42 protein-coding genes are annotated in these 22558 nt (G+C 36.9%); 8 read left to right on the forward strand and 34 right to left on the reverse strand.

The features are described from left to right. Nucleotides 1-10 precede the first annotated feature (10 nt). The 6 genes from IGL31_RS11015 to IGL31_RS11040 form a co-directional block, all read right to left on the reverse strand. Entirely contained in the window at nt 11-1309 is a 1299-nt protein-coding gene (locus IGL31_RS11015; RefSeq protein WP_002322715.1) for a PBSX family phage terminase large subunit, read from the reverse strand. Beyond that, nucleotides 1302-1757 (reverse strand): terminase small subunit, encoded by a 456-nt coding sequence (locus IGL31_RS11020; RefSeq protein ID WP_002311445.1) that lies wholly within the window; start codon nt 1755-1757, stop codon nt 1302-1304. The genes IGL31_RS11015 and IGL31_RS11020 overlap by 8 nt, the downstream gene beginning before the upstream one ends. A 29-nt stretch (nt 1758-1786) precedes the next feature. Then, a complete protein-coding gene (locus tag IGL31_RS11025) occupies nt 1787-2038 on the reverse strand; it encodes a hypothetical protein (RefSeq protein WP_002322716.1) in 252 nt (83 codons plus the stop codon). 53 nt (nt 2039-2091) lie between these two features. Then, nucleotides 2092-2319, reverse strand: a complete 228-nt coding sequence (locus tag IGL31_RS11030; protein ID WP_008274584.1) for a hypothetical protein — start codon at nt 2317-2319, stop codon at nt 2092-2094. Between the two features lie 6 nt (nt 2320-2325). Further along, nucleotides 2326-2538: a hypothetical protein gene (locus IGL31_RS11035; protein WP_002293005.1), complete on the reverse strand. Its 213-nt coding sequence runs from the start codon at nt 2536-2538 to the stop codon at nt 2326-2328. A 229-nt stretch (nt 2539-2767) separates the two neighbouring features. Next, entirely contained in the window at nt 2768-2941 is a 174-nt protein-coding gene (locus IGL31_RS11040; protein ID WP_165481382.1) for a hypothetical protein, read from the reverse strand. A 185-nt stretch (nt 2942-3126) separates the two neighbouring features. Here IGL31_RS11040 and IGL31_RS11045 point away from each other — a divergent pair, with 185 nt between their 5' ends. After that, nucleotides 3127-3393, forward strand: coding sequence for a hypothetical protein (locus IGL31_RS11045; protein WP_002339939.1), 267 nt, complete (start codon nt 3127-3129; stop codon nt 3391-3393). Nucleotides 3394-3396: 3 nt separating this feature from the next. Here IGL31_RS11045 and IGL31_RS11050 read toward each other — a convergent pair whose 3' ends face one another. The 24 genes from IGL31_RS11050 to IGL31_RS11165 all read right to left on the reverse strand — a co-directional run bounded on the left by IGL31_RS11050 (nt 3397) and on the right by IGL31_RS11165 (nt 12741). Then, the gene (locus tag IGL31_RS11050; RefSeq protein ID WP_002339938.1) at nt 3397-3552 is read right to left on the reverse strand and encodes a hypothetical protein; all 156 of its coding nucleotides are present in this window, start codon (nt 3550-3552) and stop codon (nt 3397-3399) included. Between the two features lie 261 nt (nt 3553-3813). Next, nucleotides 3814-4230, reverse strand: a complete 417-nt coding sequence (locus IGL31_RS11055; protein WP_002318885.1) for an ArpU family phage packaging/lysis transcriptional regulator — start codon at nt 4228-4230, stop codon at nt 3814-3816. 76 nt (nt 4231-4306) lie between these two features. Continuing rightward, nucleotides 4307-4603 carry a hypothetical protein gene (locus tag IGL31_RS11060; RefSeq protein WP_008274596.1) on the reverse strand — a complete coding sequence of 99 codons (297 nt, stop codon included), beginning with the start codon at nt 4601-4603 and terminating at the stop codon, nt 4307-4309. Next, entirely contained in the window at nt 4600-4803 is a 204-nt protein-coding gene (locus IGL31_RS11065) for a hypothetical protein (RefSeq protein WP_010723674.1), read from the reverse strand. The genes IGL31_RS11060 and IGL31_RS11065 overlap by 4 nt, the downstream gene beginning before the upstream one ends. Nucleotides 4804-4809: 6 nt before the next feature. Next, nucleotides 4810-5040 (reverse strand): hypothetical protein, encoded by a 231-nt coding sequence (locus IGL31_RS11070; protein ID WP_002335857.1) that lies wholly within the window; start codon nt 5038-5040, stop codon nt 4810-4812. Next, a complete protein-coding gene (locus IGL31_RS11075) occupies nt 5037-5363 on the reverse strand; it encodes a hypothetical protein (protein ID WP_010723673.1) in 327 nt (108 codons plus the stop codon). The genes IGL31_RS11070 and IGL31_RS11075 overlap by 4 nt, the downstream gene beginning before the upstream one ends. After that, nucleotides 5360-5914 (reverse strand): DUF1642 domain-containing protein, encoded by a 555-nt coding sequence (locus tag IGL31_RS11080; protein ID WP_010723672.1) that lies wholly within the window; start codon nt 5912-5914, stop codon nt 5360-5362. The genes IGL31_RS11075 and IGL31_RS11080 overlap by 4 nt, the downstream gene beginning before the upstream one ends. Next, nucleotides 5907-6221 carry a MazG-like family protein gene (locus IGL31_RS11085; protein WP_010723671.1) on the reverse strand — a complete coding sequence of 105 codons (315 nt, stop codon included), beginning with the start codon at nt 6219-6221 and terminating at the stop codon, nt 5907-5909. Before IGL31_RS11085 ends, IGL31_RS11080 begins: the two co-directional genes overlap by 8 nt. Before the next feature lie 176 nt (nt 6222-6397). Beyond that, nucleotides 6398-6712: a DUF1140 family protein gene (locus IGL31_RS11090; protein WP_086300261.1), complete on the reverse strand. Its 315-nt coding sequence runs from the start codon at nt 6710-6712 to the stop codon at nt 6398-6400. Next, entirely contained in the window at nt 6712-7002 is a 291-nt protein-coding gene (locus IGL31_RS11095; RefSeq protein WP_002321686.1) for a hypothetical protein, read from the reverse strand. Before IGL31_RS11095 ends, IGL31_RS11090 begins: the two co-directional genes overlap by 1 nt. Continuing rightward, entirely contained in the window at nt 6996-7307 is a 312-nt protein-coding gene (locus tag IGL31_RS11100; RefSeq protein WP_086300260.1) for a hypothetical protein, read from the reverse strand. Before IGL31_RS11100 ends, IGL31_RS11095 begins: the two co-directional genes overlap by 7 nt. Continuing rightward, nucleotides 7304-7465: a hypothetical protein gene (locus IGL31_RS11105; RefSeq protein WP_002353308.1), complete on the reverse strand. Its 162-nt coding sequence runs from the start codon at nt 7463-7465 to the stop codon at nt 7304-7306. Before IGL31_RS11105 ends, IGL31_RS11100 begins: the two co-directional genes overlap by 4 nt. Continuing rightward, entirely contained in the window at nt 7462-7764 is a 303-nt protein-coding gene (locus IGL31_RS11110) for a hypothetical protein (RefSeq protein WP_010723668.1), read from the reverse strand. Before IGL31_RS11110 ends, IGL31_RS11105 begins: the two co-directional genes overlap by 4 nt. A 161-nt stretch (nt 7765-7925) precedes the next feature. Beyond that, the gene (locus tag IGL31_RS11115) at nt 7926-8195 is read right to left on the reverse strand and encodes a hypothetical protein (RefSeq protein ID WP_010726894.1); all 270 of its coding nucleotides are present in this window, start codon (nt 8193-8195) and stop codon (nt 7926-7928) included. Between the two features lie 11 nt (nt 8196-8206). Continuing rightward, entirely contained in the window at nt 8207-8956 is a 750-nt protein-coding gene (locus tag IGL31_RS11120; RefSeq protein WP_010723665.1) for a helix-turn-helix domain-containing protein, read from the reverse strand. Nucleotides 8957-8959: 3 nt separating this feature from the next. Continuing rightward, complete coding sequence (locus tag IGL31_RS11125; RefSeq protein ID WP_002375505.1) at nt 8960-9646, reverse strand: putative HNHc nuclease; 687 nt, start codon at nt 9644-9646, stop codon at nt 8960-8962. Between the two features lie 5 nt (nt 9647-9651). After that, nucleotides 9652-10323, reverse strand: a complete 672-nt coding sequence (locus IGL31_RS11130; protein ID WP_010723664.1) for a DUF1071 domain-containing protein — start codon at nt 10321-10323, stop codon at nt 9652-9654. Further along, complete coding sequence (locus tag IGL31_RS11135) at nt 10316-10657, reverse strand: hypothetical protein (protein ID WP_010723663.1); 342 nt, start codon at nt 10655-10657, stop codon at nt 10316-10318. Before IGL31_RS11135 ends, IGL31_RS11130 begins: the two co-directional genes overlap by 8 nt. Nucleotides 10658-10712: 55 nt before the next feature. Then, nucleotides 10713-10841, reverse strand: coding sequence for a hypothetical protein (locus IGL31_RS11140; protein WP_010723662.1), 129 nt, complete (start codon nt 10839-10841; stop codon nt 10713-10715). 138 nt (nt 10842-10979) lie between these two features. After that, nucleotides 10980-11168: a hypothetical protein gene (locus IGL31_RS11145; RefSeq protein ID WP_002311421.1), complete on the reverse strand. Its 189-nt coding sequence runs from the start codon at nt 11166-11168 to the stop codon at nt 10980-10982. A gap of 20 nt (nt 11169-11188) precedes the next feature. Further along, nucleotides 11189-11473, reverse strand: coding sequence for a hypothetical protein (locus tag IGL31_RS11150; RefSeq protein ID WP_002323127.1), 285 nt, complete (start codon nt 11471-11473; stop codon nt 11189-11191). Between the two features lie 47 nt (nt 11474-11520). Beyond that, nucleotides 11521-11820, reverse strand: a complete 300-nt coding sequence (locus IGL31_RS11155) for a hypothetical protein (RefSeq protein WP_002318516.1) — start codon at nt 11818-11820, stop codon at nt 11521-11523. Next, on the reverse strand, nt 11780-12535 hold the full coding sequence (locus IGL31_RS11160) for a phage antirepressor KilAC domain-containing protein (protein ID WP_002326799.1): 756 nt from the start codon (nt 12533-12535) through the stop codon (nt 11780-11782). The genes IGL31_RS11155 and IGL31_RS11160 overlap by 41 nt, the downstream gene beginning before the upstream one ends. Before the next feature lie 14 nt (nt 12536-12549). Continuing rightward, on the reverse strand, nt 12550-12741 hold the full coding sequence (locus tag IGL31_RS11165; RefSeq protein ID WP_002321800.1) for a hypothetical protein: 192 nt from the start codon (nt 12739-12741) through the stop codon (nt 12550-12552). A gap of 291 nt (nt 12742-13032) precedes the next feature. Here IGL31_RS11165 and IGL31_RS11170 point away from each other — a divergent pair, with 291 nt between their 5' ends. The 5 genes from IGL31_RS11170 (at nt 13033) to IGL31_RS11190 (ending at nt 16519) form a co-directional block, all read left to right on the forward strand. Further along, on the forward strand, nt 13033-13356 hold the full coding sequence (locus IGL31_RS11170; protein WP_002326798.1) for a helix-turn-helix domain-containing protein: 324 nt from the start codon (nt 13033-13035) through the stop codon (nt 13354-13356). A gap of 17 nt (nt 13357-13373) precedes the next feature. After that, a complete protein-coding gene (locus tag IGL31_RS11175; protein ID WP_002326797.1) occupies nt 13374-13805 on the forward strand; it encodes an ImmA/IrrE family metallo-endopeptidase in 432 nt (143 codons plus the stop codon). A 132-nt stretch (nt 13806-13937) separates the two neighbouring features. After that, entirely contained in the window at nt 13938-14447 is a 510-nt protein-coding gene (locus tag IGL31_RS11180) for a PH domain-containing protein (RefSeq protein WP_010722186.1), read from the forward strand. Between the two features lie 127 nt (nt 14448-14574). After that, the gene (locus tag IGL31_RS11185; protein ID WP_002318510.1) at nt 14575-15276 is read left to right on the forward strand and encodes a hypothetical protein; all 702 of its coding nucleotides are present in this window, start codon (nt 14575-14577) and stop codon (nt 15274-15276) included. A 103-nt stretch (nt 15277-15379) separates the two neighbouring features. Continuing rightward, on the forward strand, nt 15380-16519 hold the full coding sequence (locus tag IGL31_RS11190; protein ID WP_002290609.1) for a tyrosine-type recombinase/integrase: 1140 nt from the start codon (nt 15380-15382) through the stop codon (nt 16517-16519). Nucleotides 16520-16607: 88 nt separating this feature from the next. Here IGL31_RS11190 and groL read toward each other — a convergent pair whose 3' ends face one another. Together groL and groES are read right to left on the reverse strand one after the other, a co-directional pair. Next, nucleotides 16608-18233 (reverse strand): chaperonin GroEL, encoded by a 1626-nt coding sequence (groL, locus tag IGL31_RS11195; RefSeq protein WP_002290607.1) that lies wholly within the window; start codon nt 18231-18233, stop codon nt 16608-16610. A 49-nt stretch (nt 18234-18282) separates the two neighbouring features. Then, on the reverse strand, nt 18283-18567 hold the full coding sequence (gene groES, locus IGL31_RS11200; RefSeq protein ID WP_002288862.1) for a co-chaperone GroES: 285 nt from the start codon (nt 18565-18567) through the stop codon (nt 18283-18285). A gap of 224 nt (nt 18568-18791) precedes the next feature. Between groES and IGL31_RS11205 the strand changes: the two genes are divergently transcribed. Beyond that, a complete protein-coding gene (locus tag IGL31_RS11205) occupies nt 18792-19454 on the forward strand; it encodes a CPBP family intramembrane glutamic endopeptidase (protein ID WP_002299792.1) in 663 nt (220 codons plus the stop codon). A gap of 75 nt (nt 19455-19529) precedes the next feature. Here the strand turns inward: IGL31_RS11205 and IGL31_RS11210 are convergent, their stop codons facing one another. Then, the gene (locus IGL31_RS11210) at nt 19530-20822 is read right to left on the reverse strand and encodes a PTS sugar transporter subunit IIC (RefSeq protein ID WP_086300259.1); all 1293 of its coding nucleotides are present in this window, start codon (nt 20820-20822) and stop codon (nt 19530-19532) included. A 169-nt stretch (nt 20823-20991) separates the two neighbouring features. Here IGL31_RS11210 and IGL31_RS11215 point away from each other — a divergent pair, with 169 nt between their 5' ends. Then, nucleotides 20992-21621, forward strand: a complete 630-nt coding sequence (locus IGL31_RS11215; protein ID WP_002288856.1) for an NAD(P)-dependent oxidoreductase — start codon at nt 20992-20994, stop codon at nt 21619-21621. A gap of 102 nt (nt 21622-21723) precedes the next feature. On the opposite strand, the gene IGL31_RS11220 is transcribed toward IGL31_RS11215, so the two are convergent. Next, nucleotides 21724-22533, reverse strand: coding sequence for an MBL fold metallo-hydrolase (locus IGL31_RS11220; protein ID WP_002288854.1), 810 nt, complete (start codon nt 22531-22533; stop codon nt 21724-21726). Nucleotides 22534-22558 lie beyond the last annotated feature (25 nt).

Here is a 22558-nt window from a genome sequence, read left to right on the forward strand (position 1 = left end):
TTCACTCTCCTTAAAACATCCTCTTGATTTTGTTCCGCTGCTCTTTAGTAACGGTTGATTTCTTTTTGGCCCACATGTCTTCGTTGAAGGCGTATCTTGTCGCATCAATCGTATGGTTGTCTTTATCCTCTAACCTTGGCTTAGGATTTCCATCACGATCTGTTTGATAGTCGATGTTCTCGAATTCCTTAGCAATATTCGGAGTGCGTAGTGGATCAATACAAATAAAAGCCAAATCATCTAGCCACTGTTCACCGTACTCAACAGAATCAGGTCCTTTTTTCACGCCTTTTATTCCTTTCATGCCATGTTCATTAACTAATTCAGCATTACTCTTTGGCTCTGCGCTATCTGAAAATATCTCCTCATTTTGGTAACCTTTAGATTTAGCTTTGTTTGCAAATTCTCTATTGCTGATCTTCACGCCGTAAATTTCATCGATTGCATAAATACCGTTTTTCTTTTTGTCATAATGCCATCTGACGAACGCTAAAGGATCCGTTGCATATCCATAGTCCAAACCGTTGCGGATGTTATCAAAGTTAGAGACCATTTCATCTGTAATAGAACCTTTCTTAACTTGTAGATTATCAAAAGGTACAACTCCTGACCCCACAGCTTTACCATCATATTCCCACTCAGCCCTTCTTGGATTCCTTGCTCTAGTTGCCTCAACTTCTTTCAGAAATTCCTTAGAGATGAATGGATTATCCCGATAGGTCGAGTGATGAATAAAAGTGTTGTCTGGTTGAAAAGAAGTCTCATATTTTTTATTTACCCAAGATTGTTTTCTCTTAGGTGGATTGTAGCTGTAAAAAAACTTATAAAAAAGATCATCATCTAATTCTCCACGTAAAAGGGAGTTCGTGATAGTCGTGACTTCATCTTCTGTTTTAAATTCTGCTAATTCTTCAATCCAACCTATAGCAAATGGAAACTTGCTATCTTTTAAAGACTTGATTCGTTCTGGGTTTTGAGCACCACGAAATATCATATAATTCCCTCTTGGAAGATAGGTAATTTTAAGTGGTGACTTATTAAACTTAAATAGGCGCGATACTCCCTGCTTCTCAATTGCCCATTTCATTTGCTCGTAAATAGATTGCTCAAGTGTATTATCAACATAACGTATACCTACAGCATTCACTGCATATCTCATAAGCAACTGAGTAACGATATGCGCTATATCCGATGATTTTCCTGACCCCCGGCCACCTTTACAAACTATATTAAGAATGTCTTGATTTAAAGTCGCTCTCCATACTGAATGAAACTTCGGCGGAAGAAATTCAGATAGTTTTTTAGCCATCATCATCACTACTTATATCATCAATGAAAGTAGGTATTTCAGAAATTTCAACTTTCTGCTTATCTACAAATGCTGCGTTTATTTTATAATAATGCTCAAGTGCTTGGTTACGTTCTTTGAAACCTGCTGAATATTCACTCACTTCACGTTCTATGATTTCGTTTGTATAAGGATCTCTCTTAACAACTTCAAAGCGTTGTGGTTCTCCTTTTGCAATAGAAGCAGTAATAGCCAAAGCTTCTTCCATTGTTAAATGCCTCTTAGTTTGAACTTCTTTTAGCTTCTCTTGAATGTAGTCGGATACTTTTCCACCTTTTTCCACCAATTTTTCTTGTGCGTTCTTAGCGTAGTTTTCTTTATAGCCAGCTTTCAGCGCTGACTGATAAGCATTGCCTGTGATGATGTACTCATCAGCAAAGGCTTGTTGCTTAGGATTCAACTTACTCATTTTCCATCACCACCTTTCAATATGTGTAATTAATAACTGGTATGGATAGTTTCCATTCCGTCTAGTTCATAACTTCTAACTGTTTCTTTCAAATTAGGTAAAGTTCTTGATACTAGAGTTAGAATCAACACAGCTTTACCTTCTCCGATTTCTGTGATATCTACGTTCGCATAACAACCGCCCCAAACCGGTTTAATTTCAATGGTGGTTTCTCCATTAGCAGTAATAGAGTTTTCTACCCATTTACGATCGTTTTCAATTTCCAATGCTTTCTTATACACTTTTGATAACTCTTTGCTTACTGTTGTTTTTAGAACAGCTTCATAAAAATTTTTTATGATAAGTACCTCCTAATATTTTTCTGAATATATTCGTCTTTCCAATATCCATGACCGCAATAAATAAGTTTGCATTTATCAATTTCATTTGGCGTAGCTTCTCTGGTCATTTCAACAATGGAGTACTTCCCTTTGATTTGTACAGAACGCACAACACGCACTGAACAATCATCAATGGTTCGAGGATATTCATTAGTTAGCGATATATACCAGTAGTTTCTCATTATGTATCACTCTTTCTGTTGGTTACTGGCAGAAAAGGTTCGCATCATAAATTCCATAGCCTGTCCTTCATTAAATCCTTGCAGAATAAGCTGATCGTAGAAATACTTAGCTTGTTTTGCGATTAACGCTAAGCTTTTTTGAGTTTCGTAGAATGTCGCCTCCATTGTTTTGTTTGCTTCATTCGTTTTAAACAACTCTCTTAATTGGTTTTCGTTCATTTGTTTACTCCCCTTCCAAAATAAAAAGACCACTCGATGAGTGATCTAATATGTAAAAACTACATCTCAACAATGAGATGCAGTTATAGCTCTATCAAGCAACCTACACCGATTCCATCGATTACTATCGACCTCGCCTTGCTCGTGTACTTTGAGCGCCCATTTCCAACCCTCAGTTGCTAAAGTCACTGGAGTGGAATCGCACCACACACGAGAACTTACTAGGCTCTCACGAGGCTACTCGCCATTTACCGTTGCGTCTCTCTACTTCCGCCACAGTGACCGAAGCTTGGTGGTGTACAGATAGCACACTTACTACATTGCCGTACGTAGCACCGTATAGCTTCTTAACGATCTTTTTTCGGTAGTCGTAACCGTCATAGGCATTTAATGTCACTGGCAAGGAATCGAACCTTGCATGGTCAAATCATAAAACGTTAAGGCTATCCCTCGACGTATTGACCTTATTTTTAAGCGTCTACCCTTTCCGCCATAGTGACAAATTAATATTGTGACAATAAATACTAAGCGTATAATTTTAGTTATCAGCGAGTGGTCCGCTGAAATAATGACATGGAGGTAATCCTAATGGACAGCTTTATCATAAGTTATGATTTAAATAATTCAGGCAAGAATTACGATGATTTAATCAAAAAAATCAAAACTTACTCGAAATGGGCTAAGATTAATGAATCTGTTTGGTTTTTTAAAAGTAATAAAAAATGCCCCGAAATTAGAGACGATCTAAAATCCGTAATGGATAAAGATGACAGCCTTTTTGTAGCAAAACTTACCGGTGCTGCCGCATGGCATAATACGATTTGTAGTAGCCAACATTTACAAGAACATCTGTAAAATTCACTCCTCGTTGCTTTTCTGCAACGGGGTTTTTGATATTTCAACCTGAATTATTCGATCATCCAACACTTTCAATACTTCATTTCGCATTTCATCTGTTGTTAAATCAACATATTTTTCTCCTTGAATTCCTTCGTCTATGATTAAAATAGCCATTTCTTTTCCCTCCAATACATAAATTAATAGACAGCAACGGATGATAGATAATAAGAATAATTTAGAAGGAGTTGAAATTCACATCCTTATTCTTAATATTTCCGTTGCTGTCTATCGAAGCTTAATTGTGAAACAATAATAAAACGATGTTCCTTTTATTATTATTTTGTCTCAGACCTATCACTAATCTTTCGACACTATCATAATATCACGTTAAACTGCTCAAAAACCCTACACTATCCCTACAAAAACCCTACAAAATTAACGATACTGAACTAACACGCCTTTTTTGTATGCTTCTGCAAATTCGATCAGCGCGATAGATTTCAGCTTCTCTACATTCTTCTCTCCGTATCCTCTTATCAATTGACCTATTTCATAATTAGAGTGCTTATTTACGTCACAAAAGCTGTAGTAGAGTATCTGACGGCTAATTAGACTAAGAGCCATCAAAGCCGCTAAAATCGCGTCTCTCTCTGCTTCTATATCCATCATCTGGATAATCGCGTCCTCTGCCTTATTGCCGTGCTTCGGTGCCTTCGGCATATCCGTAATAATCGGCGACTTAATATCTATCAAAGAGCGACCTGCCATCCGCTCCAAACGCCGAAAGTTCTTCAGCACATCTCTCGCATTACATCTTGTCTGTTTGAAATCTACCTCTCGTAACAATTGCATCAAGTCAAACCGCTCCTTTTATGTGATATAATAAACTTGTCGGATTTATTACATCAGTCGGAGCGATCCGGCTTTTTTATTTGTCATTGATTAGTTCAATATCCACCAATCTCGCTACAGCTAAATTCTCTTTGCTTTTCGCTAACCACTTGTCACATTCCATCGTGTTTTCAATACGAATGATCGCTGAGTGATTATAGAGTTGCTCTACATATCCACGAAACGGATAGATGAACTCCTCTGCTTCGCAGCGAACCATGTCACCGACTTTGAATTTTGGTTTCTTACGTGTTTTAGGGTTCTTCGTCGGCATATCTAGCATTAAACCGCCGATACCATGACTACTAGCGTAGAATCCGTCTTTTAGTTTCATCTCATTTCCTCCCATTTATAATCATCATTTAATATAGAAATTCCAAACTTACGAATAGCATTACTCTCATCAGCAACACACTGACTCAAAACTTTATATGCTTCTTTTACAGAAACTCCGTATTTTTTTTCAAACTTTGTCTTTAGTACATTCAGTTCCTGTTTTCTTAGTTTTGCTACTCTGCGGTGTCTGTTGTTCATTGTCAATCAACTCCCTAATCTGAAAGTGTCGTCTATACTTGATCGAAATTCTTTTAAGTGGTTCTCTACCACAGAATCAGTCACGTTAAAACGATCAATTAATACTGGAGCTGCCATATCTTTCAAATAACTTTGTCTGATGACTAATTCAGTACCATCAGGAAGTTCTATGTTAACCTCCCGACCATTGATAATTGCTTGAATGCCCGCTTCACTTAGTGGTATTTCGTATTTCATTCCGCTTCCTCCTGTTCTAATCCCCATTGAGCGAATGCTGTTAGGACTTCGAATTGCTGTTTGTCTGTTAATTCCATCAAAGGATCCCTTAATTCGTCTAAATGCCCCCATGCTGAATTATTCATCATCCAAAATACAACTTGCATTGGCTTTCCTGTTGGCGCAGTTAGTTTCAACCACTCCAACACGATTTTCTGATTGTCGTTGAGTTCCGAATGCTCATCAGTAGCTGCTACCTTGTCATATAATTTTTGTAAGTCTGGTGCATCGTCAACCATCGCAAAAGATATTTCTGACAATACTTTCTCTTTAAATTTGCTCATCCTTCTGCCCCTTCTTCCACTGTTCCATTCACCAACAATGCTGCAGCATCCGCTGTTGCTTTATCAGTGAAAAGCAATCGATGAGATGGATTGCATTCAAAACTATAATTTACTCCATCTTTTCCCCATAAAGCACATTTAGTAAGATAGTTTCCATCGGCATTCTTTATTGCCCATAACGGCTCTTTCTCAACCTCGTAGCCGTATCGCAACGCATCACACAGTATATAAAGCGTGTCAGCATCGTTAGCTAACCATTCGTAAAAATCGGTAGACCACCTCCACTTACTGTCAATGAAACCATCGGAATCTGTTGCGCAAGTGACTTCTATAAATAAATTGACTACATCAGATGGCGCACAGTGCCCTTCTATCCATTGCTCTGCACATTTCGGCAGAATTAGCTTCTGTTGTTCGTCTAGTTGTTGAATTAAATTTAATGCGTATTCTAAACCTGCATAGTTACCATCATGAAAACCACTTATACCTCTAAAATCTTCAAGCGTACTTATACGCTTAGCTAATGTCTCAATCAATTCCTGTTTATTCATCGCTGTCCTCCAAATCACTCGACTTCACGAATACACCATCTACCATTTTCCCTGTGCGTCCTTTGATTTCGTTGTATGCCATTTCTAAACACTCTTGTACGTTTGTCCCTTTTTGCATAGAAAGGATAATCAGCGTGACGATAACGTCTCCTACGCTATCTTTAAATAGCTCATCATTACTTCTTGCCATTGCTGAAGCGATTTCTCCGAATTCCTCAGCTACTTTCAAAAATTGTGCTTTTGGATCTGCCTGGTTTAATCCCTTATCTTTTGCCCACTGCTCTACTTTTGTGATTAGTTCGTCCATTATTCATTCTCCTTTATATATTTAAGTTGGATAATACAACTTGTAACAAATGAAGCTAATGTTAAAATTGTGCCGATCGGTGTTAAAAAACCGCTTTTTATCGTATTAATTAATATAGCTACAAATATCGTTATATAGAATAAAAAGTGAATTGACGCTAACATTAAATTAAACATCTAGTCCTCCTCGAAATACTCATTCAGTATCTCTCTATACTTTTCTACAAATTTGAAACGATCTTGATGAAGTTTCTTGCTCCAATTTGTTTGCCGATCCAGCTCACGCATCTGATCGAACCCTTTTTGAATTTCGTTGTAATAAAATTCAATGTTTGCTGCTGCTTTCCAATGCCTGCTACTTCGCACTCCTGCTCCTGTTTCAGCCATTTCCAACTTAACTAATTCCGCTCGTTCTTTTGATTTTTTATCTTTCTGAATCTTTGCCATGATTTTTTTGAGGATAATATCACTGTATTGTGTAATGAGATCCATTATTTCTCCTCCTCAATCTCACATGCCTGTTCAAACTGTCTAGTGATGTTTTCTAACGCTTTTTTGTACTCGATAATACTTTTTATCGTTCTTTCTTCACTTAACACGTAATCGCGTTGTATCGCCTTTAAACACGATGAGACAGTTTGGAAGTATCCAATATCTGCTCGTGATTCTTCTTTTGCTTCTGTGTAGCGGATATTTCCTTCTTCGTCTCGTCTTACCTTCGATAAAACAATGTTTCTAGAATCACTGGTAATTCGATAATCTTCGATTCTCATGTCTAGCATTTTTTCTCCTCCACATACTTAAACTGTCGTCCTTTTGAATCAATCCATAAGCTCCTAGCTCTATCCCAGATAATATTTTTGCTCAGACCAGTAATTTCAGATAACTGTTCAGCAGTACCCGTTACTAGAATTCGGTCACCATGCCAGATTGCAATCTTTCTCGGCGTTCTCCGTTTGGTTTTTTCAGTCCACATTGATTTACCGAGCTTTTGGACTTCTGCAACTATTTCTTTGTCTTCTTGCCAAGATTCTGACTTGGTTAATTCAGCAATTCGTTTCATTGCTGCTTTCTTATCCACGCTCATTCCTCCAATCTACGAATTTCCCTTCTTAAGTTCTCTATGTGTAAATCGATTGCCTTTCTCGCCGTTTCATTGACCATCACTGCCTTTGTCCGCTCCAGTTCGTCAATTTCACGTTGAATGCTTCGAATACGCATTTGAATCACTTCTTCTGTTGTCATGATGATTCCTCCACGTACCTAAACGTTCTCTTCTTAACGTCTGTGTATCCACACCTAGCTCTCTTTCTCACGATTTTCTCGTGCAATCCTGTGAGAGTTGCTAACTGCTGGGCAGTTCCTGTGACTAGAATTTTGTCGCCATGCCAGATTGCGATTTTTCGCGGTCTTGGCTTGTTGCTCTTGTCTGCCCACATCTCTCTTCCAAGTCTCATCACTTCCGAAGCAGCTTCTTTGTCATTTTGCCAATCTTCTGAATAAGTCAATTCGATAATTAGCTGCATTGCCGCTTTCTTATCCATCCCGACGTTCCCCTTTCAATAATTTGAGTACTTGATCAAGTGCGCTCTCACGTCCACCATGGAACGTGTTGAGCCACTTGTCTTCGTACGAGGCGCTTTGTCTTAAAGCTTCTTGATGCATTAGTTCGATCTGTGCTGTAAATGTTTTTAGATCCATCTGATTACACCTGCTCAAGTTCACTAAGATGTTTTTGCAATCCTTTAACGCAATCAACAAATAGTAATTTTGTATAAGCTAAATTTCTTAATTGTGTTGCATCGATATAAAGTGCGAAATAGTATCTGAGTTTACTCCAACTTGAACGATCATTCTTAATTCGTTCGATTCCAGCTTCATCAAGTTGTTCATAAACGTCTCTCAGAATCTCTATTTCCTCACCAGTTTTATACTTTGCTATTTCATTAATTAGTTCTAGATAATCGATTTTCAATTTTCCACCTCTTAGAATGGTGCTTTTGATTGTCTATTAGCTCGTTCTAGCGCTTTTTTCTTAAGATAGGCTTCTTGGTCGATTGCCCACTCAGGAAGCTTCTCTCGTCTCCCTGTGCGCTTGTATCCACTGCTTGCGCTCTTAGATTCATTTTTTTCTTTTCTTGCCCAGCTTCGAATAGTTGCCAAATAGTTTTTATAAGTCTTACCAGATGATTCACAATACTCAGATAGCCGTTCTATTCGTTCTTGATAGTCATTAGGGAATTCTATTTTGAGTTTCTCCATCTGCTCATCTGACAAAAGAACATTCTTATACTCTCCGTATTTATGACGGATGGGCTTAGCCTTCGATTTTTTCGAAGGCGGTAAGTCTCTTATATATTCTTTTGTATTATTAAATGTATTATTAATAGATGTATTATTATCTTTGACTTTTTCGTCAATAGGGGTATTGCGTTTTTCGTCAATAGGGTATTGATTAATTCGTAGGTACCTATTGATTATTTGATTGGTACCCTCTTTGTAAATTATTTCCCGATTCAAGTATCCAAACTTAATCAAATCACTTACCCATCTAGATATAGTCTCCTTATTCACACCATATAAATCAGCAAAGTACTCGTTACCTGCCCAACAAAAACCTCTCTCGTTGCACAAGGCGGTTATTTCTCCGTATAACAACTTGGTATTCGGCTTAAGTCTTTGGTCGTACCTTACATTGGCTGGTATAATCGCGTAATAACTTCGATGCTCTGCCATTTCTCACCCTCCAATATTTAACTTTTTGATTGTTTCTTGGTTTAACTTAATGCCCTTAATCTGGTATTTATTTTTAAAATTGATCACACCTATTTTGTGTTTCTCTGTGTGATGGATTCTGCAGAGTGCTGCAAATGTGTACTCTGAATGATCAACTTCTTTGCGCTTTCGTCTTCCTAACGCTTTGTCAAAGTGATCGATGTCAGCTCCTGTTTTGCCACAGATGCAACAAACTCTTTTTGTAATGCATTTGTAGAAGTAATATTCTTGATTCGCTGGTAAAATCTCATAGCCTTCTTTGAAAGGAATATGATGTTCAAAGATGAAATCTAAGATGATATTTGCTAAGACATTAGCATCACTCACAGTTGTATTCGATTCGTCTTTGAGGCTTATTTTGCGCCCTGTGACACCTTCAAAACGGAAGTAGAAGAATTCCTTCCAGAAGTCCGTTGGCATGCCTGTATCGATGAAAATATCGCCTATCAGCGCATAGATGAAGTTTCGTTGCTGCACAGTAAATCGACGTGGATCAATAAATCGAACTTCAATAATCCGATCGCCATCATATCCGTCGTACATCGTCTTCAAACGTTCGATGTTCACTTCTTCATTAATAGTTGCACCTATGTCTTTTCCTTTGAACTTTTTCAGAACCGCTGAATATGAATCGATTAATGGTTTAAACACTCATATCACTTCTTATCTAATTCTTTTCTCTTAGCTGCTATTGCTCGCTCCATCAAGGCACATTGCTCATAGCTTAACTGTTCAATAGTTTCAACGTTATCAGCTAAGAGCCCTAATTTATCTGTCTGCTCATTAACATATTCGATTAAGGTTTTGGTCATATCTTTACCCATCTGCTCATTGAAAGCTTCTATAATCGTCTCTAGCATGTTTAATTTCTTTGTATCGATTCTAGGTGGTGTTGGAATATCTTCCCCTTGAAATACATATAATCCCAGTCCGTGTAGAGCCAATGCTTTCACAAAGCATCGCTTCAATGAGTTATTGATTTGCATAGCATTTGGTTTAACAACTGGTTGGTTTCGATAATCTAAAACAGGAAATAACTCGGTTTCCGTGTGTCCTTTAACCATTACTGAGACAGATACATAAGTCCCTGTTTCGTCCATAAGAAAAGGTTTGTATTCCTCAACAAGAAAGTCTTGATGAGTTCCAGAAACAACTCTGTAGTGTTTGTACTCATTAATAGTTACCGTTGCCTGTGGATCATTCTTTTTCATAATCTCCCATGCGTGAGCCCAAGATAAATAATCAAAATTTCCTTTTTTCTTGAGAATTTTATTTAACTTGCGACTAAAAAGTTTTTCAAAATTCGTTGTCCCTTTGCTTTCACTCATCAAATTCTGCCTCCATTTCAGCAATGTATTTCTTACCTGGTCCGTAATAAGAGATATCAATCAAGTTATCTCTGTCGTACTCTTCTAGCGCATCAATCAAGCCATCTTCGATAACATAGATATATTCAGGTTTTCTGGACCGCTTCGATAAATGGATAAGGTAAACATGATCCCAAATACTCACAAAATTTCCCAAGTCATCTTGATCACATGCTAGTTCTTCATTTGTCAAAAGATTTCGTCTGATTTTTCGATTGATTGTTTCCTTGATATTCGATTTGCCCCAACTAGGATCAGTCAAATATTGATCTAGAGTGGAAAATTCATTTTCCATGTGGTAACATCTCCTTAGATGTATTTTGTATGTGACTCATTGCTTGTCGGCTGAGTCACTTTTTTATTTGTTGCCATGATTTTTGCTTTTCGATATGTTGCTTGCTTAAAATAATAGGGCGGTTATTGGTCCACCAATTATCAGCAATCACTTTACCGATTTTTAGCGCTTCTTCTCGTGCCATAGTTGCTCCTTTCTTTTGAATCAAGCAGATTGATTAAAACCATCAATGCTGCGAACAAGCTTCCCCCAATAATACTTTTGTGCGCTACAATCACTAATAACCCCAAAATGAATCCTATAAAAAGTGTGTCTGTCTTCTTCATAATCTAATCTCCCTATTTTTTATTTCTAGCATTCTCAAATCCTCAAGTTCAGAAGCAATTAGTTCAGCTTGTCTATCTGATAGCTCATCGGCTTTTCTAAGCGCTGCACGATCATCTTGTAATTGTTTTCTACGCTGTTTAATCAGACCTAGAATTTGATGTTCTTGTTGCAATGTGTAGGACATAAAATCATTCTCCTTTGCCTTTAGAACTCAAAGTTTTCTTTCAAAAATCTTTGGAGTTCCGATCGTTCAATTCTGATGTCTAACTTGCTCCACTGCTGTGTTTTTAAGCCTAGGTTTATCCAATGTGTTAATTTGTCATCACCAATGCCTAAAATTTTTTTCACCTCTGATTTGTTTGGATACGGAGGAAGCTCCACTGACTTGTTCATTACCTTCAGTCGTTCATCAAGTGCATCTAAAACCTTTCTTACTATTTGTTCTGTCAACTCATCTGCTATCAATTCATCTGGTACTGTAATCTTCATCAAATTTTCCTCCTAATATTTTTGTTTACTTTTTACTCTGAAAATAATCAACTTGCTTCCTTCAAAACATCTGAAGGAGATAATATTTTTACACGATATTTATTTGCGTCTTTCCATTTTAAAAACCAAATAAAAGTGTGGTAATGAATAAATGTGGTTGAATGTCCTGGACGAACAATTCCTTCTGAAAATTCAGGAATTGTTTCCATTTCCTTGCAGTATTCAACTAAAGTAGTTTTTGACATGCCGTGGAACTTCTCCAAGATTAAACTTTGTCGGTACCAGTCGTCTGGTTTTACTGCCTTCTCAGCAGCTTCTATCAACTCTGAAAGTGTTGGTTTTTTCACTTATTACCCCTCCTAAAAATTTATTAACAAAATATACTTGTCCTTTGCCTGTGACTTTTGGAGTTTTATTAATAGAAATATGACCATCAGAATGAGAAATTGTTGTCTCTTTTATTTCAAATAGTCCTAGATCCATCGCTTTTTGAGTTGGCATATTCCAATCAGTTCCTTTACGTTTGATTAAATATTCCTTTTCACGTAGCCAACTAAACAGTCGTTTAGAACCAATATCAACACCGTTTTGCTTTATGAGTTTTGCTAATTCACCAACTAAAATACTCGTGTGACTCGCACTAACTGAATCAGCAAATAATGCTTTGGGCTTCATTTCTTCATTTTCAAGTTGTAACGTCTCTACCTTTCTTTCGAGGATTTGCCGACTTCGCATTAAGATCATTTCTTCGCTATTCCACGCTTTTTCCACTTGAAGAAAATATTGACGCGCTTGTTTACCTTTTTCTGTTCGTTGGATCATTGAGATTTCTTTTGCCATGTCCAATTTCATTGCATGGTCGGTAATATTCTGAATTCCTCCAGGGGTCGGACATTTTTGGGTCACCCTTACGAAATCTATATTTTCAACAAAACCATATTCTGCCATACGGCTAAACCATTTTTTGTATTCTGTTGCCACCTCCAAAAATTCATGCAGCTCTCTACCGCTTACTAACTGTTCGTTGTTCTCGTTTGTTGTTACTTTGATTAGTTCTTTCATTTTTGTTCCCCCTCCTATCGAATTTTATGATCGCGAATAACTTCCAGAATAAAGGCGTTAACAGCTGGACCTTTATCTTTTCCACTTAAAACACGCTGAATCCAAGTTCTCGATCTACCATATGCAGTGGCCAAATCGTATTCTGAAATATTATTTGCTTTCATAAATTCTTTAATGGCTTCCCGCCCATTATCGATATTACTCACTTCACACACTTCCTTTCTTTTTATTTAGAAAGAAAATTGGATAGAAAAGTATATTTTTAGTTGACTGAAAACTATACTATAGTGTAGTATATAGTCATAGTTAAATAAGCATATAACAAGCCTTTTTATCGCACTCGGTCGCCAAACTTAATGCTATAAGGTGTGTTTTTACTTTGCTTTTTTTCTATCCAATTAACTTACAAAACCAATATACACTATAGTGTTGTTTACGTCAACGCAAAACTACACTTTTTTATTGGTTTTTTGTAAAGAAAAAAGGAGAATGCTGGTATGACAGTATTTGAGCGGATAAAATTTCTTGCAAAAAAACATTCAAAAACAATGAAACAAGTAACAACTGATTTAGGATACAGTGAAAACTATTTCTATAGTTTAAAAAGTGGAAAACAACCATCCGCTGAAAAATTGCAAGAAATTGCTGACTATTTCAATGTCTCTATAGACTACCTTCTAGGTAGAGAAGAAAGAGAAACGCCTAAATTTGTGGATTTATCAGAAGATGATACTGTATTTTCTTTTGACGGAAAAGAAATATCTAAGGAGACAATGCGTAAAGCGATTGCAATTGCTAAAGCTTTAGAAGAAAATGAATAGTTGGAGTGATAGTTTGTATGTATTTGAAATTGAAAGAAATGTTGAGCGAATACAATTTGAAAGTAGTTTATATGGAAATGAAAGAGTCTGGTTTCTACTATCCAAAACCCAGAATCATTTTTTTGAATGAAAATCTATACGGTGAAACTGCAGAAGCCTTTCATTTATCTCATGAACTTGCACATTTCAGCGCCTCTCATTTTGAATTTTCAGTTTTGTACGATACTTCTACAACTTTTCACTCAAAATTTGAAACAGAAGCAGATAAAATAGCTATTCTAATTTTATTAAATATCTATATTGAGAACGAACTGACTGATGAATCTCAGTTTAACCTCGAAAAATTTATGGAATATTATTCTATTCAGAATAAGCTCAGATACACTTGTTATGCTGTCTGCCAATGCTATTTTAAGAAAAAATATTCTTACGCAAGGCAATATGTATGAATACATCAAGAATTATTAAAGAAATCGTTTTCAGTAATACATTAAAAAAAGCCCGTGCTGCAACACGGACACAAAAACCTTATTTCTAAGATTCTACATCATAAATAATACCATAGAAATGAGGAGTTTAAAATGACACTAGATACAAAAAACAAAAAATTTTCCAAGCAATTGAAATATGCTCAAGAATATCTAGAACCCGGAGAAAAAGTGGTTGAAGGTGTATTTGGAACGTATGAAACAAAATCCATGGGTACAGATACAATAAAGAATGGGGTATTTTTAGCGACGAATAAAAGACTTTTCTTTTTTGGTAAAAGAACTTTCGGTTTTGATAGTGAATCTTTCCCCTATTCCAATATTTCCTCTTTTGAATTTGCTAAAAAAGCTATGGGATATAAAATCTCTTTCTATGCTTCAGGAAATAAAGTAAATATGAAATGGATAAGCATTGGAGATATAAATTCCTTTGTAAACTTTGTTAAAGAAAAAATGGAAGCTAAAAATCACGATCATACTGAACAAAATCAAAGCTTAACTTCTCCTATCCAAAAAGTGAAAGAACTAAAAGAATTGCTTGATATGGACATCATCACTACAGATGAATTTGAAAAGAAGAAAAAAGAATTATTAGGATTATAGAAAAAATACATTTCTACATTTCACTGTTCAAAGCGAGCTTGTTAAATAAAAAAGCTCGTGCCGCAACACGGACTATCCTAACCTCTTTTAAGATCGGGAAATCTATTATATCAAAGGAGGAAAATCTTTGAAAAAATTTTTTGTGACAATACTCAAATATCTTGCACTTATTATAGGAGTTTTATCTTGTCTAATGTCATTCATTGTTTTGCCTGTCACACTTGTTTTTTTACCCCTTGGAATTTTTTTAATTTTTATGGGTTTAAAACCAGTTGAATACCTTGATGGAACAATTGCAAAAAGAAAAAAAGAAGAAAAAGAACTGGCAGAAAAAGAGCAAAAAGAAGAACTAAATAGAATGATTAGGCAACTTGAAAAAGAGGATTTATCCAAAAGAGCAGCATTAATTGATGGGGTCAATCTAAAATCTAATGAATTTTGTTACTATACGCCTAAACAGAGAGTCAAATGGCAAGAGCAGAAAACTAGAACGGTTCGAACTAATTATTCAGGATTATCTTCTAATATTAGAATTGCTAAAGGCTTGAATTATAGAATGGGATCAATTAAACATAATTCGAACAAAGTAACAGAATGGAACGATGTATTTATTGGGGTACCATTTTTGACTAATAAAAGAATAATTTTTGTTAACGAGAATGGAATGAAAGTTATTAACCTTTCTAATATAGTTGGTATAAAGGCCTTCTCAGATGGAACACACCTGTATAGAGAATCCGGAAAAATTATATTACTGCGTGATTTTGACGCGACAGAGTTCAATGTGATTTTAAATAGAATATTAAATAAAGATTTTGAAGCACACTAAAAAACACGCCCCACCGTCCAGAGTAAGAGCGTGCTTTTAGAAAACAAACCTATATAGGTCTATTTGTTATGCCTATTATAGCAAATGATAGGAGATGTTAAAAGTGTGGGTTGAACAAACCAAAGATGGGCGATTCAAGTTTATTGAAAGATATGTAGATCCTTATACAGAAAAAACACGGAAAAAATCTACAACACTTACAAGTAATTCACCACAAGCGTGGAAAAAAGCTCAGAAAATTCTAGATAAAAAAATTAAAGAAGCACTCGAAGATTACAATAAATCAGATATCACTTTTGGTGAGCTGTATAAAGAATGGTATGAATATTATAAGCAGCATGTTAAACGTACTAGCTATTTGAAGGTTCCAATGATGATGAAACATGTTTCTAAGCACATAAGCGATGATACGATCGTTAGAAACATTGATGAGACACTCATTAATAAGATAATTGAAGATATGTATACGTTTGGTGACCTCTCACTGAACTACACAAAACAAACAAAAACAACTCTATCTGTTATGCTAAACTATGCAATCGATAGAAAATACATTCAAAGAAACCCTGCGCTAGCAGTTAAAATCCATCCTAAAAAAGTGGAAGAAGAAAAAAGAAGGCTTTCTATGAATAAAAAATATCTGGAGAAAGAAGAAATTGATCAAATACTGAAACAGCTATACTCCAATCCTCGCAGAAAACTACACGGCATAATAGCTGAGTTTCTATATTTAACTGGTTTGAGATATGGGGAATTGCTAGCTTTGCAAATGAAGGACTATGAGGATGGGAAAATTTCCATTAATGGGACCTTAGATTACACATCTGTGAAAATGGATAATGCTATAAAAACAACTCCAAAAAATACTTATTCGCAACGTGAAGTGCAATTACCCAATCGTGCAAAAGAATTGATTGAAAGTGTGATAGCTGACAATATTCTTGCAGGTAGACCCACAGATCCCGATCAATATATATTTATATCTACAAGTGGCACTCCGCTTGCGCTGCACTCATTTAACGCTATACTCCATAAAGTAGAGGAAGAGTTGGAATTAGAAAAAAGTCTATCCTCACATATATTCAGACATAGCCACGTTTCACTATTATCTGAATTAGGCGTACCTCTTAAAGCCATTATGGAGCGTGTAGGGCATTCTGATGCAAACACAACTCTGTCTATTTATAACCATGTAACAAAAAGAGCCAAACAACAAGTAATTGATAAACTAAATAGCCTTTGATATTTTTGCCCCTTCTTTGCCCCTTTTGCTTAAAATAAAACAAAAAAAGAAGAAAGAACCCTGTTAAAATAGGGTTCTTTCTTAATTACTACATCATACCGCCCATCATTGATGGATCCATTGCAGGAGCTGCTGGCGCTGCTGGTTCTGGTTTATCTGCAACGACTGCTTCTGTCGTTAATAACAAGGCAGAAACGGAAGCGGCATTTTGCAAGGCAGAACGTGTTACTTTAGTTGGGTCTACGATACCTGCTTCAACCATGTTTACCCATTCTCCAGTAGCAGCATTGAAACCAGTGCCTAGTTCCACGTTCTTCAATTTATCAACAATCACTGATCCTTCATAACCAGCGTTTTCAGCGATTTGACGAATTGGTTCTTCTAAAGCACGAACAACGATCTTGATACCTGTTGCCACGTCTCCTTCTGCTTCTACAGCAGAAACTTTGCTGATAACGTTCACTAGAGCTGTACCACCACCTGAGACCATTCCTTCTTCTACTGCGGCACGTGTAGCATTCAATGCATCTTCAATGCGTAATTTTAATTCTTTCAATTCTGTTTCAGTAGCTGCACCAACTTTAACAACAGCTACACCACCTGCTAATTTAGCTAAGCGTTCTTGTAATTTTTCGCGGTCAAAATCAGAAGTTGTTTCAGCAATTTGGTTTTTGATCAATTGCACACGAGCTTCGATTGCTTCTTTTTCTCCAGAACCTTCTACGATCGTTGTATTGTCTTTATCTACAACAACTTTAGAAGCATTTCCTAAGTTTTCGATTGTTGCATCTTTCAATTCTAAACCTAGATCGTCAGTAATTACTGTACCACCTGTCAAAATAGCGATATCTTCAAGCATTGCTTTACGACGATCGCCGAAACCAGGAGCTTTTACAGCTACTACGTTGAATGTTCCACGGATTTTGTTCAATACAAGAGTTGGCAATGCTTCACCATCTACATCGTCAGCAATAATTAACAATGGACGTGATTGTTGCAAGATTTGTTCTAACAATGGCAGAATATCTTGGATGTTAGAGATTTTTTTGTCTGTGATCAAGATATATGGGTTTTCTAGAACAGCTTCCATTTTGTCGTTATCTGTTACCATATATTGTGATAAGTAACCACGATCAAACTGCATACCTTCTACAACATCTAGTTCTGTTTCGATCCCTTTTGATTCTTCGATTGTGATGACACCGTCGTTTCCAACTTTTTCCATTGCATCAGCAATCAAATGTCCAACTTTATCAGAACCCGAAGAAACAGCTGCTACTTGTGCAATGGCTTCTTTTGAATCAACAACAGTTGAGATATTATGCAATTCTTCTACTGCTGCTTTTGTTGCCAATTCGATCCCGCGACGAATGCCTAGAGGATTAGCACCTGCAGTTACGTTTTTTAAACCTTCGCGAACGATTGCTTGTGTCAGAACAGTTGCTGTCGTTGTACCGTCTCCTGCAATATCATTTGTTTTTGATGCTACTTCTGATACAAGTTTTGCACCCATGTTTTCAAAATGATCTTCTAATTCGATTTCTTTTGCGATCGTCACACCATCATTTGTGATCAATGGAGAGCCGTAAGATTTTTCTAGTACGACATTTCGGCCTTTAGGTCCTAATGTTACTTTCACTGTATCTGCTAATTTATCTACCCCGCGTAACATAGCTGCGCGTGCGTCTTCTGCAAATTTCAATTCTTTTGCCATGATTGATTCACCTCATTGATTATTTTTGATTATTTTTTATCTTCAAAATTTACTCAACAATCGCCATGATATCTTTTCCTGCGACGATCAGATATTCTTTTCCTTCGTATTTTACTTCTGTACCGGCGTATTTTTCGAACATAACTTGGTCGCCTGCTTTTACAGCGGCAGGAACTTTTTCACCGTTTTCTAACAAACGGCCTTCACCGACTGCAACAACTGTCCCAGTTTGGGGTTTCTCTTTAGCAGCAGAAGCTAAAACGATTCCTCCGACAGTTTTTTCTTCTTCTTTTGCGACTTCGATAATGACGCGATCACCTAATGGTTTTAACACGATAAATCCCTCCGATAACTCTTTTTTTAATCTGTTAGCACTCTTAACCTTCGAGTGCTAACCTACATTTTTAATAATACTCATTCTCCCTCTTTTTTGCAAGCTTTTAAATCAAAGAAAAGAAATTTTATTCTGACAGCTGCTTATTGAAATTATGATATAATTGAAATCAATCGATATAAGCTTGCCTTGCATGCTTGTTATCCCTTAAAAGGAGGAATTACATGTCTTTAAAAAAATATAGCTTCCTCAGCATTTTTTGCTATGGTTTAATTTTTATCTCACCCTTGATCCTAGCTTCGATAGGACTTGTAAAATCTACGTCTGAATTGATCACAGCAACTGCAGTCATGTATATACTAGGCGCCGTTGTCCTAGCTATTTTTTATTTTAAGCAACGTGAACCCTTAGCGATCGAATCAGCGGTAAAAAAAGCTTCTGCTCCAAAGATTGTTATTTATGGATTGGTTGGAATCTTTGTCGCATTGATTCTGCAAAGCATCGCTGTCATGTTAGAATCTGTATTGTTTGGCGAAGCAACCCCTTCCGAGAATACACAAAATATCATCCAGATGATCATGGAAGCACCCGCTTTTATTTTGGCGACAACTGTTGCTGGACCCATCATGGAAGAGTTCGTATTCCGCCGCAGTATACTGGGGATCATCAGTCGATATTCAAATTTTTGGGTCGGAGCAGTGATCAGCTCTTTGCTGTTTGCGTTTGCTCATAATGATGGTCATCTGCTAATCTACTTTTTCCTAGGTTTCTTCTTCAGCCTAGAGTACAAAGCAACTGGTCGGATCTGGACATCGATGATCACACACGTTGGAATGAACACATTAGTTGTTCTTGTTCAATTAGCTGTCCAAAAAGGGCTAGTATAAACATGACTATAAATACTCCTGTCATCCTAGATTGGTGATTTTCCCAATCTAAAGCGACAGGAGTATTTTTGTTTTTTAGTCGTTCATCTTTTCTGCTGCTCCATCATTTTTTGTCTGTCTTTCCTTTTTGCAGTTTGCAGAATCTATTTTTTTCAAAAATGGGAAATAAATGAAAAAACTAATTGACAACACGATACCTTGTAAAATCGCTGCAGGCACTCCGCCTACTAAAAAACCCGAGAGGATCGGCGGTGTTGTCCAAGGGACTTGGACTGCTGTAAATAAAGGAACGAATCCAAAATATAAAGCGGAATAGGTAATCAATCCTGAAACGACCGGTGCGAAAATAAAAGGAACAGCCATCATCGGGTTCATCACGATCGGTGTGGAAAAAATAATCGATTCATTGATGTTGAAAAAGGCTGGTAAAAGAGCAATATTTCCTAATTCTCTGTATTTCTTCGATTTCGCAAAAACCGTCATAAAAAATACAGCCCCTAACGTCAACCCAGCACCCGTAACCGTCATGAACTGATCGAGAAATTGCTGAGTAACGATATGTCCGCCATTTGCCACCGTCAACTCTTGTCCTGAGGCTAAGATTTCTGCATTTGCTAATGAATTCGCTTGCAAGATGGGACTAACCAACCCATTGACCATCGCAGATCCATGAAGACCAAATAACCATAAAAACGGAACAAAAAAACCTAATAAAAGCACACCAAACAACGTGTCTATGAACGATTGAATGGGAAGCTGGACATATGTCCATACTCCTTGAACAACAGTCATTCTGAACAACTGTTGAAAAACCGCTGAACCGATAAGCGTAAAAGTGACTATAACAATGATTGGAATCAATGAAGTAAAAGACTGCCAAACATTTTCAGGTATCTTCTCTCTTTGCTTCCACCCTTTCGCAAGTCTTACTAAACGTGCATAGCCCCATCCGATGATGAGCCCAGTTGTAACTGCTCCTAGTATCCCTTCAGCACCTGTCCAGACAGTATCTATCTGAGTATTTAGTGGCTGAATAAGCAGTAGATAAGCAGATAAGGCTGTTATGCCGACTGGTAAGCGATCGATATCTTCTTCTTTTGCATAAGCGTATGCAATGGCAAAAACGATCCAAAAGGCTATCACATCAAATGTAGCCTGGTATACTTGTGTAAAATACATAGAAAATCCTGCTTTGTCTATCCACTGAGCGATGTAATCCACAGGAAAATGAGCAAATAAGAAAAACAGCGAGCCAACAATAATTATTGGGATCGTGTAAGTCATTCCATTACGCAAAGCAGTTAAGGGTCTAAGATTCACAACAGATGTTATCATTGGTAAAAAGGCACGATCTAACCACTCTTTCATTTCTTATCTCCTTCAACTTCTATTTTTATCAATCAGTTTTCTTAATTTAACTATACCCAATGATCACGAACCATGAAAGGAATGCGCACTGAGCTTTTCAAAAATCGGATTCTTTGACGAATATTCAGCAACTGCTTACAATGGACAGGAATAAAAAAGGAGGTTTTTTATGAAAATTGCACTCATTGGAGCTACTGGTCATGCAGGTTCATTTATTTTAGACGAAGCATTGTCCAGAGATTTAGACGTGACGGCAATCGTGCGTCATCCAGAAAAATTGCCATCAGATGTTCCGTTTATACAAAAGGATTTATTTGAGTTGACAACTACTGATCTTGCATCTTTTGATGTTGTCGTTGATGCTTTCAACGCTCCCAAAGGAAAAGAAGAAATGCATCAAACTTCTTTGTCCCATTTGATTGAGATGCTTGAAGGAACCGATACACGCTTAATTGTCGTTGGGGGTGCCTCTTCGTTATTCTTAGATACAGAAAAGACGACTCGTATGATTGACCAAGTACCTAAAAATGCACCCTTCTATCCAACAGCTTTCAATATGTACGAAGGATTGTTAAAATTGAAACAATCTAAAAATCTACATTGGACTTATATCAGTCCAGCTTCTTTATTTGATCCACATGGCAAACGTACAGGTACTTATTTGTTAAGTGATGATTATTTACAAAGAAACGCTGCTGGCGACAGTACGATCAGCATGGCAGATTACGCGATTGCATTAGTAGATGAGATACTGGATGAGAAACATGAAAAGCAACACATCAGTGTAGTCAGTCGATAATACGGTTATTTTTTTAATATGCTAAAAAAATAAAAATAGAAGATAAAACCAACCCTGATTGATTTTATCTTCTGCTTTTTATATTTTTATTGATTGAACTGTTTAAATCGAAAATAGCTCAGTTGCTTCATCTGGATCTGTATCATAGATTTCAAAATCATGTCCAACGCCAAAATCTTTTTCTTTCAAAACATTTTCCATTGTTAAATGAGCAAGTTCTTTCATATTGTTTTCCTTGCTAAGATGGCCAAGATAGATTCGTTTGGTCCGATTACCGATCACATCAGTCATGACAAGTGCACCGTCTTCGTTGGAAAGATGTCCTCTATCTCCTAAAATACGCTGTTTTAAATTCCACGGATAAGGTCCCATGCGTAACATCTCAAGATCATGATTACTTTCCATCAAATAACCATCGGCATTTTCAATGACACCTCGCATATAATCACTGCAATATCCGGTGTCCGTCAACATGACGAATGACCGATTTTCTTTATGGAAACGATAAAATTGCGGAGCCGCTGCGTCATGGGAGACGCCGAAACTCTCAATATCGATATCGCCGAATGTTCTGACTTTCCCCATCTCAAATAGATGTTTTTGTTCCACTGGTACATTTCCAATCAGTGGTTCCATCGCTTCCCAAGTCTGCTGATTGGCAAAAACATCCAAATGATACTTACGAGCCAAGACACCCACGCCATGTATATGATCTCGATGTTCATGCGTCACAAGTATTCCATCTAATTGGTCCGGTGTCCGATCAATTTGAGCCATCAAGGAAGTGATTTTTTTACCGCTAAGTCCTGCATCGACCAAAAGCCGTTTTTTTTCACTTTCGATATAAAGTGAATTACCCGAACTTCCACTTGCTAGGATACTGATTTTAAAAGCTGGTTTTTCTTCAGCCATTTGACTCCTACTTCCCTTCTTACTT

Origin of the sequence: Enterococcus sp. MSG3290, assembly GCF_050555565.1 — a bacterium.
Classification (GTDB): domain Bacteria; phylum Bacillota; class Bacilli; order Lactobacillales; family Enterococcaceae; genus Enterococcus_B; species Enterococcus_B faecium.

Coding starts and splice junctions, on each gene's coding strand:
- IGL31_RS11100 (WP_086300260.1), bottom strand. CDS start 7,307: ATGAGCGTGGATAAGAAAGCAGCAATGAAACGAATTGCTGAATTAACC.
- IGL31_RS11170 (WP_002326798.1), top strand. CDS start 13,033: ATGACAGTATTTGAGCGGATAAAATTTCTTGCAAAAAAACATTCAAAA.
- IGL31_RS11080 (WP_010723672.1), bottom strand. CDS start 5,914: ATGAATAAACAGGAATTGATTGAGACATTAGCTAAGCGTATAAGTACG.
- IGL31_RS11180 (WP_010722186.1), top strand. CDS start 13,938: ATGACACTAGATACAAAAAACAAAAAATTTTCCAAGCAATTGAAATAT.
- IGL31_RS11050 (WP_002339938.1), bottom strand. CDS start 3,552: ATGGCTATTTTAATCATAGACGAAGGAATTCAAGGAGAAAAATATGTT.
- IGL31_RS11160 (WP_002326799.1), bottom strand. CDS start 12,535: ATGAAAGAACTAATCAAAGTAACAACAAACGAGAACAACGAACAGTTA.
- IGL31_RS11150 (WP_002323127.1), bottom strand. CDS start 11,473: ATGAAGATTACAGTACCAGATGAATTGATAGCAGATGAGTTGACAGAA.
- IGL31_RS11110 (WP_010723668.1), bottom strand. CDS start 7,764: ATGGATAAGAAAGCGGCAATGCAGCTAATTATCGAATTGACTTATTCA.
- IGL31_RS11220 (WP_002288854.1), bottom strand. CDS start 22,533: ATGGCTGAAGAAAAACCAGCTTTTAAAATCAGTATCCTAGCAAGTGGA.
- IGL31_RS11090 (WP_086300261.1), bottom strand. CDS start 6,712: ATGGATCTCATTACACAATACAGTGATATTATCCTCAAAAAAATCATG.
- IGL31_RS11105 (WP_002353308.1), bottom strand. CDS start 7,465: ATGACAACAGAAGAAGTGATTCAAATGCGTATTCGAAGCATTCAACGT.
- IGL31_RS11135 (WP_010723663.1), bottom strand. CDS start 10,657: ATGGAAAATGAATTTTCCACTCTAGATCAATATTTGACTGATCCTAGT.
- IGL31_RS11020 (WP_002311445.1), bottom strand. CDS start 1,757: ATGAGTAAGTTGAATCCTAAGCAACAAGCCTTTGCTGATGAGTACATC.
- groL (WP_002290607.1), bottom strand. CDS start 18,233: ATGGCAAAAGAATTGAAATTTGCAGAAGACGCACGCGCAGCTATGTTA.
- IGL31_RS11205 (WP_002299792.1), top strand. CDS start 18,792: ATGTCTTTAAAAAAATATAGCTTCCTCAGCATTTTTTGCTATGGTTTA.
- IGL31_RS11175 (WP_002326797.1), top strand. CDS start 13,374: ATGTATTTGAAATTGAAAGAAATGTTGAGCGAATACAATTTGAAAGTA.
- IGL31_RS11015 (WP_002322715.1), bottom strand. CDS start 1,309: ATGGCTAAAAAACTATCTGAATTTCTTCCGCCGAAGTTTCATTCAGTA.
- IGL31_RS11070 (WP_002335857.1), bottom strand. CDS start 5,040: ATGAAATACGAAATACCACTAAGTGAAGCGGGCATTCAAGCAATTATC.
- IGL31_RS11215 (WP_002288856.1), top strand. CDS start 20,992: ATGAAAATTGCACTCATTGGAGCTACTGGTCATGCAGGTTCATTTATT.
- IGL31_RS11085 (WP_010723671.1), bottom strand. CDS start 6,221: ATGGACGAACTAATCACAAAAGTAGAGCAGTGGGCAAAAGATAAGGGA.
- IGL31_RS11045 (WP_002339939.1), top strand. CDS start 3,127: ATGGACAGCTTTATCATAAGTTATGATTTAAATAATTCAGGCAAGAAT.
- IGL31_RS11075 (WP_010723673.1), bottom strand. CDS start 5,363: ATGAGCAAATTTAAAGAGAAAGTATTGTCAGAAATATCTTTTGCGATG.
- IGL31_RS11095 (WP_002321686.1), bottom strand. CDS start 7,002: ATGCTAGACATGAGAATCGAAGATTATCGAATTACCAGTGATTCTAGA.
- IGL31_RS11060 (WP_008274596.1), bottom strand. CDS start 4,603: ATGAAACTAAAAGACGGATTCTACGCTAGTAGTCATGGTATCGGCGGT.
- IGL31_RS11055 (WP_002318885.1), bottom strand. CDS start 4,230: ATGCAATTGTTACGAGAGGTAGATTTCAAACAGACAAGATGTAATGCG.
- IGL31_RS11140 (WP_010723662.1), bottom strand. CDS start 10,841: ATGGCACGAGAAGAAGCGCTAAAAATCGGTAAAGTGATTGCTGATAAT.
- IGL31_RS11145 (WP_002311421.1), bottom strand. CDS start 11,168: ATGTCCTACACATTGCAACAAGAACATCAAATTCTAGGTCTGATTAAA.
- IGL31_RS11120 (WP_010723665.1), bottom strand. CDS start 8,956: ATGGCAGAGCATCGAAGTTATTACGCGATTATACCAGCCAATGTAAGG.
- IGL31_RS11035 (WP_002293005.1), bottom strand. CDS start 2,538: ATGAACGAAAACCAATTAAGAGAGTTGTTTAAAACGAATGAAGCAAAC.
- IGL31_RS11210 (WP_086300259.1), bottom strand. CDS start 20,822: ATGAAAGAGTGGTTAGATCGTGCCTTTTTACCAATGATAACATCTGTT.
- IGL31_RS11030 (WP_008274584.1), bottom strand. CDS start 2,319: ATGAGAAACTACTGGTATATATCGCTAACTAATGAATATCCTCGAACC.
- IGL31_RS11130 (WP_010723664.1), bottom strand. CDS start 10,323: ATGAGTGAAAGCAAAGGGACAACGAATTTTGAAAAACTTTTTAGTCGC.
- IGL31_RS11065 (WP_010723674.1), bottom strand. CDS start 4,803: ATGAACAACAGACACCGCAGAGTAGCAAAACTAAGAAAACAGGAACTG.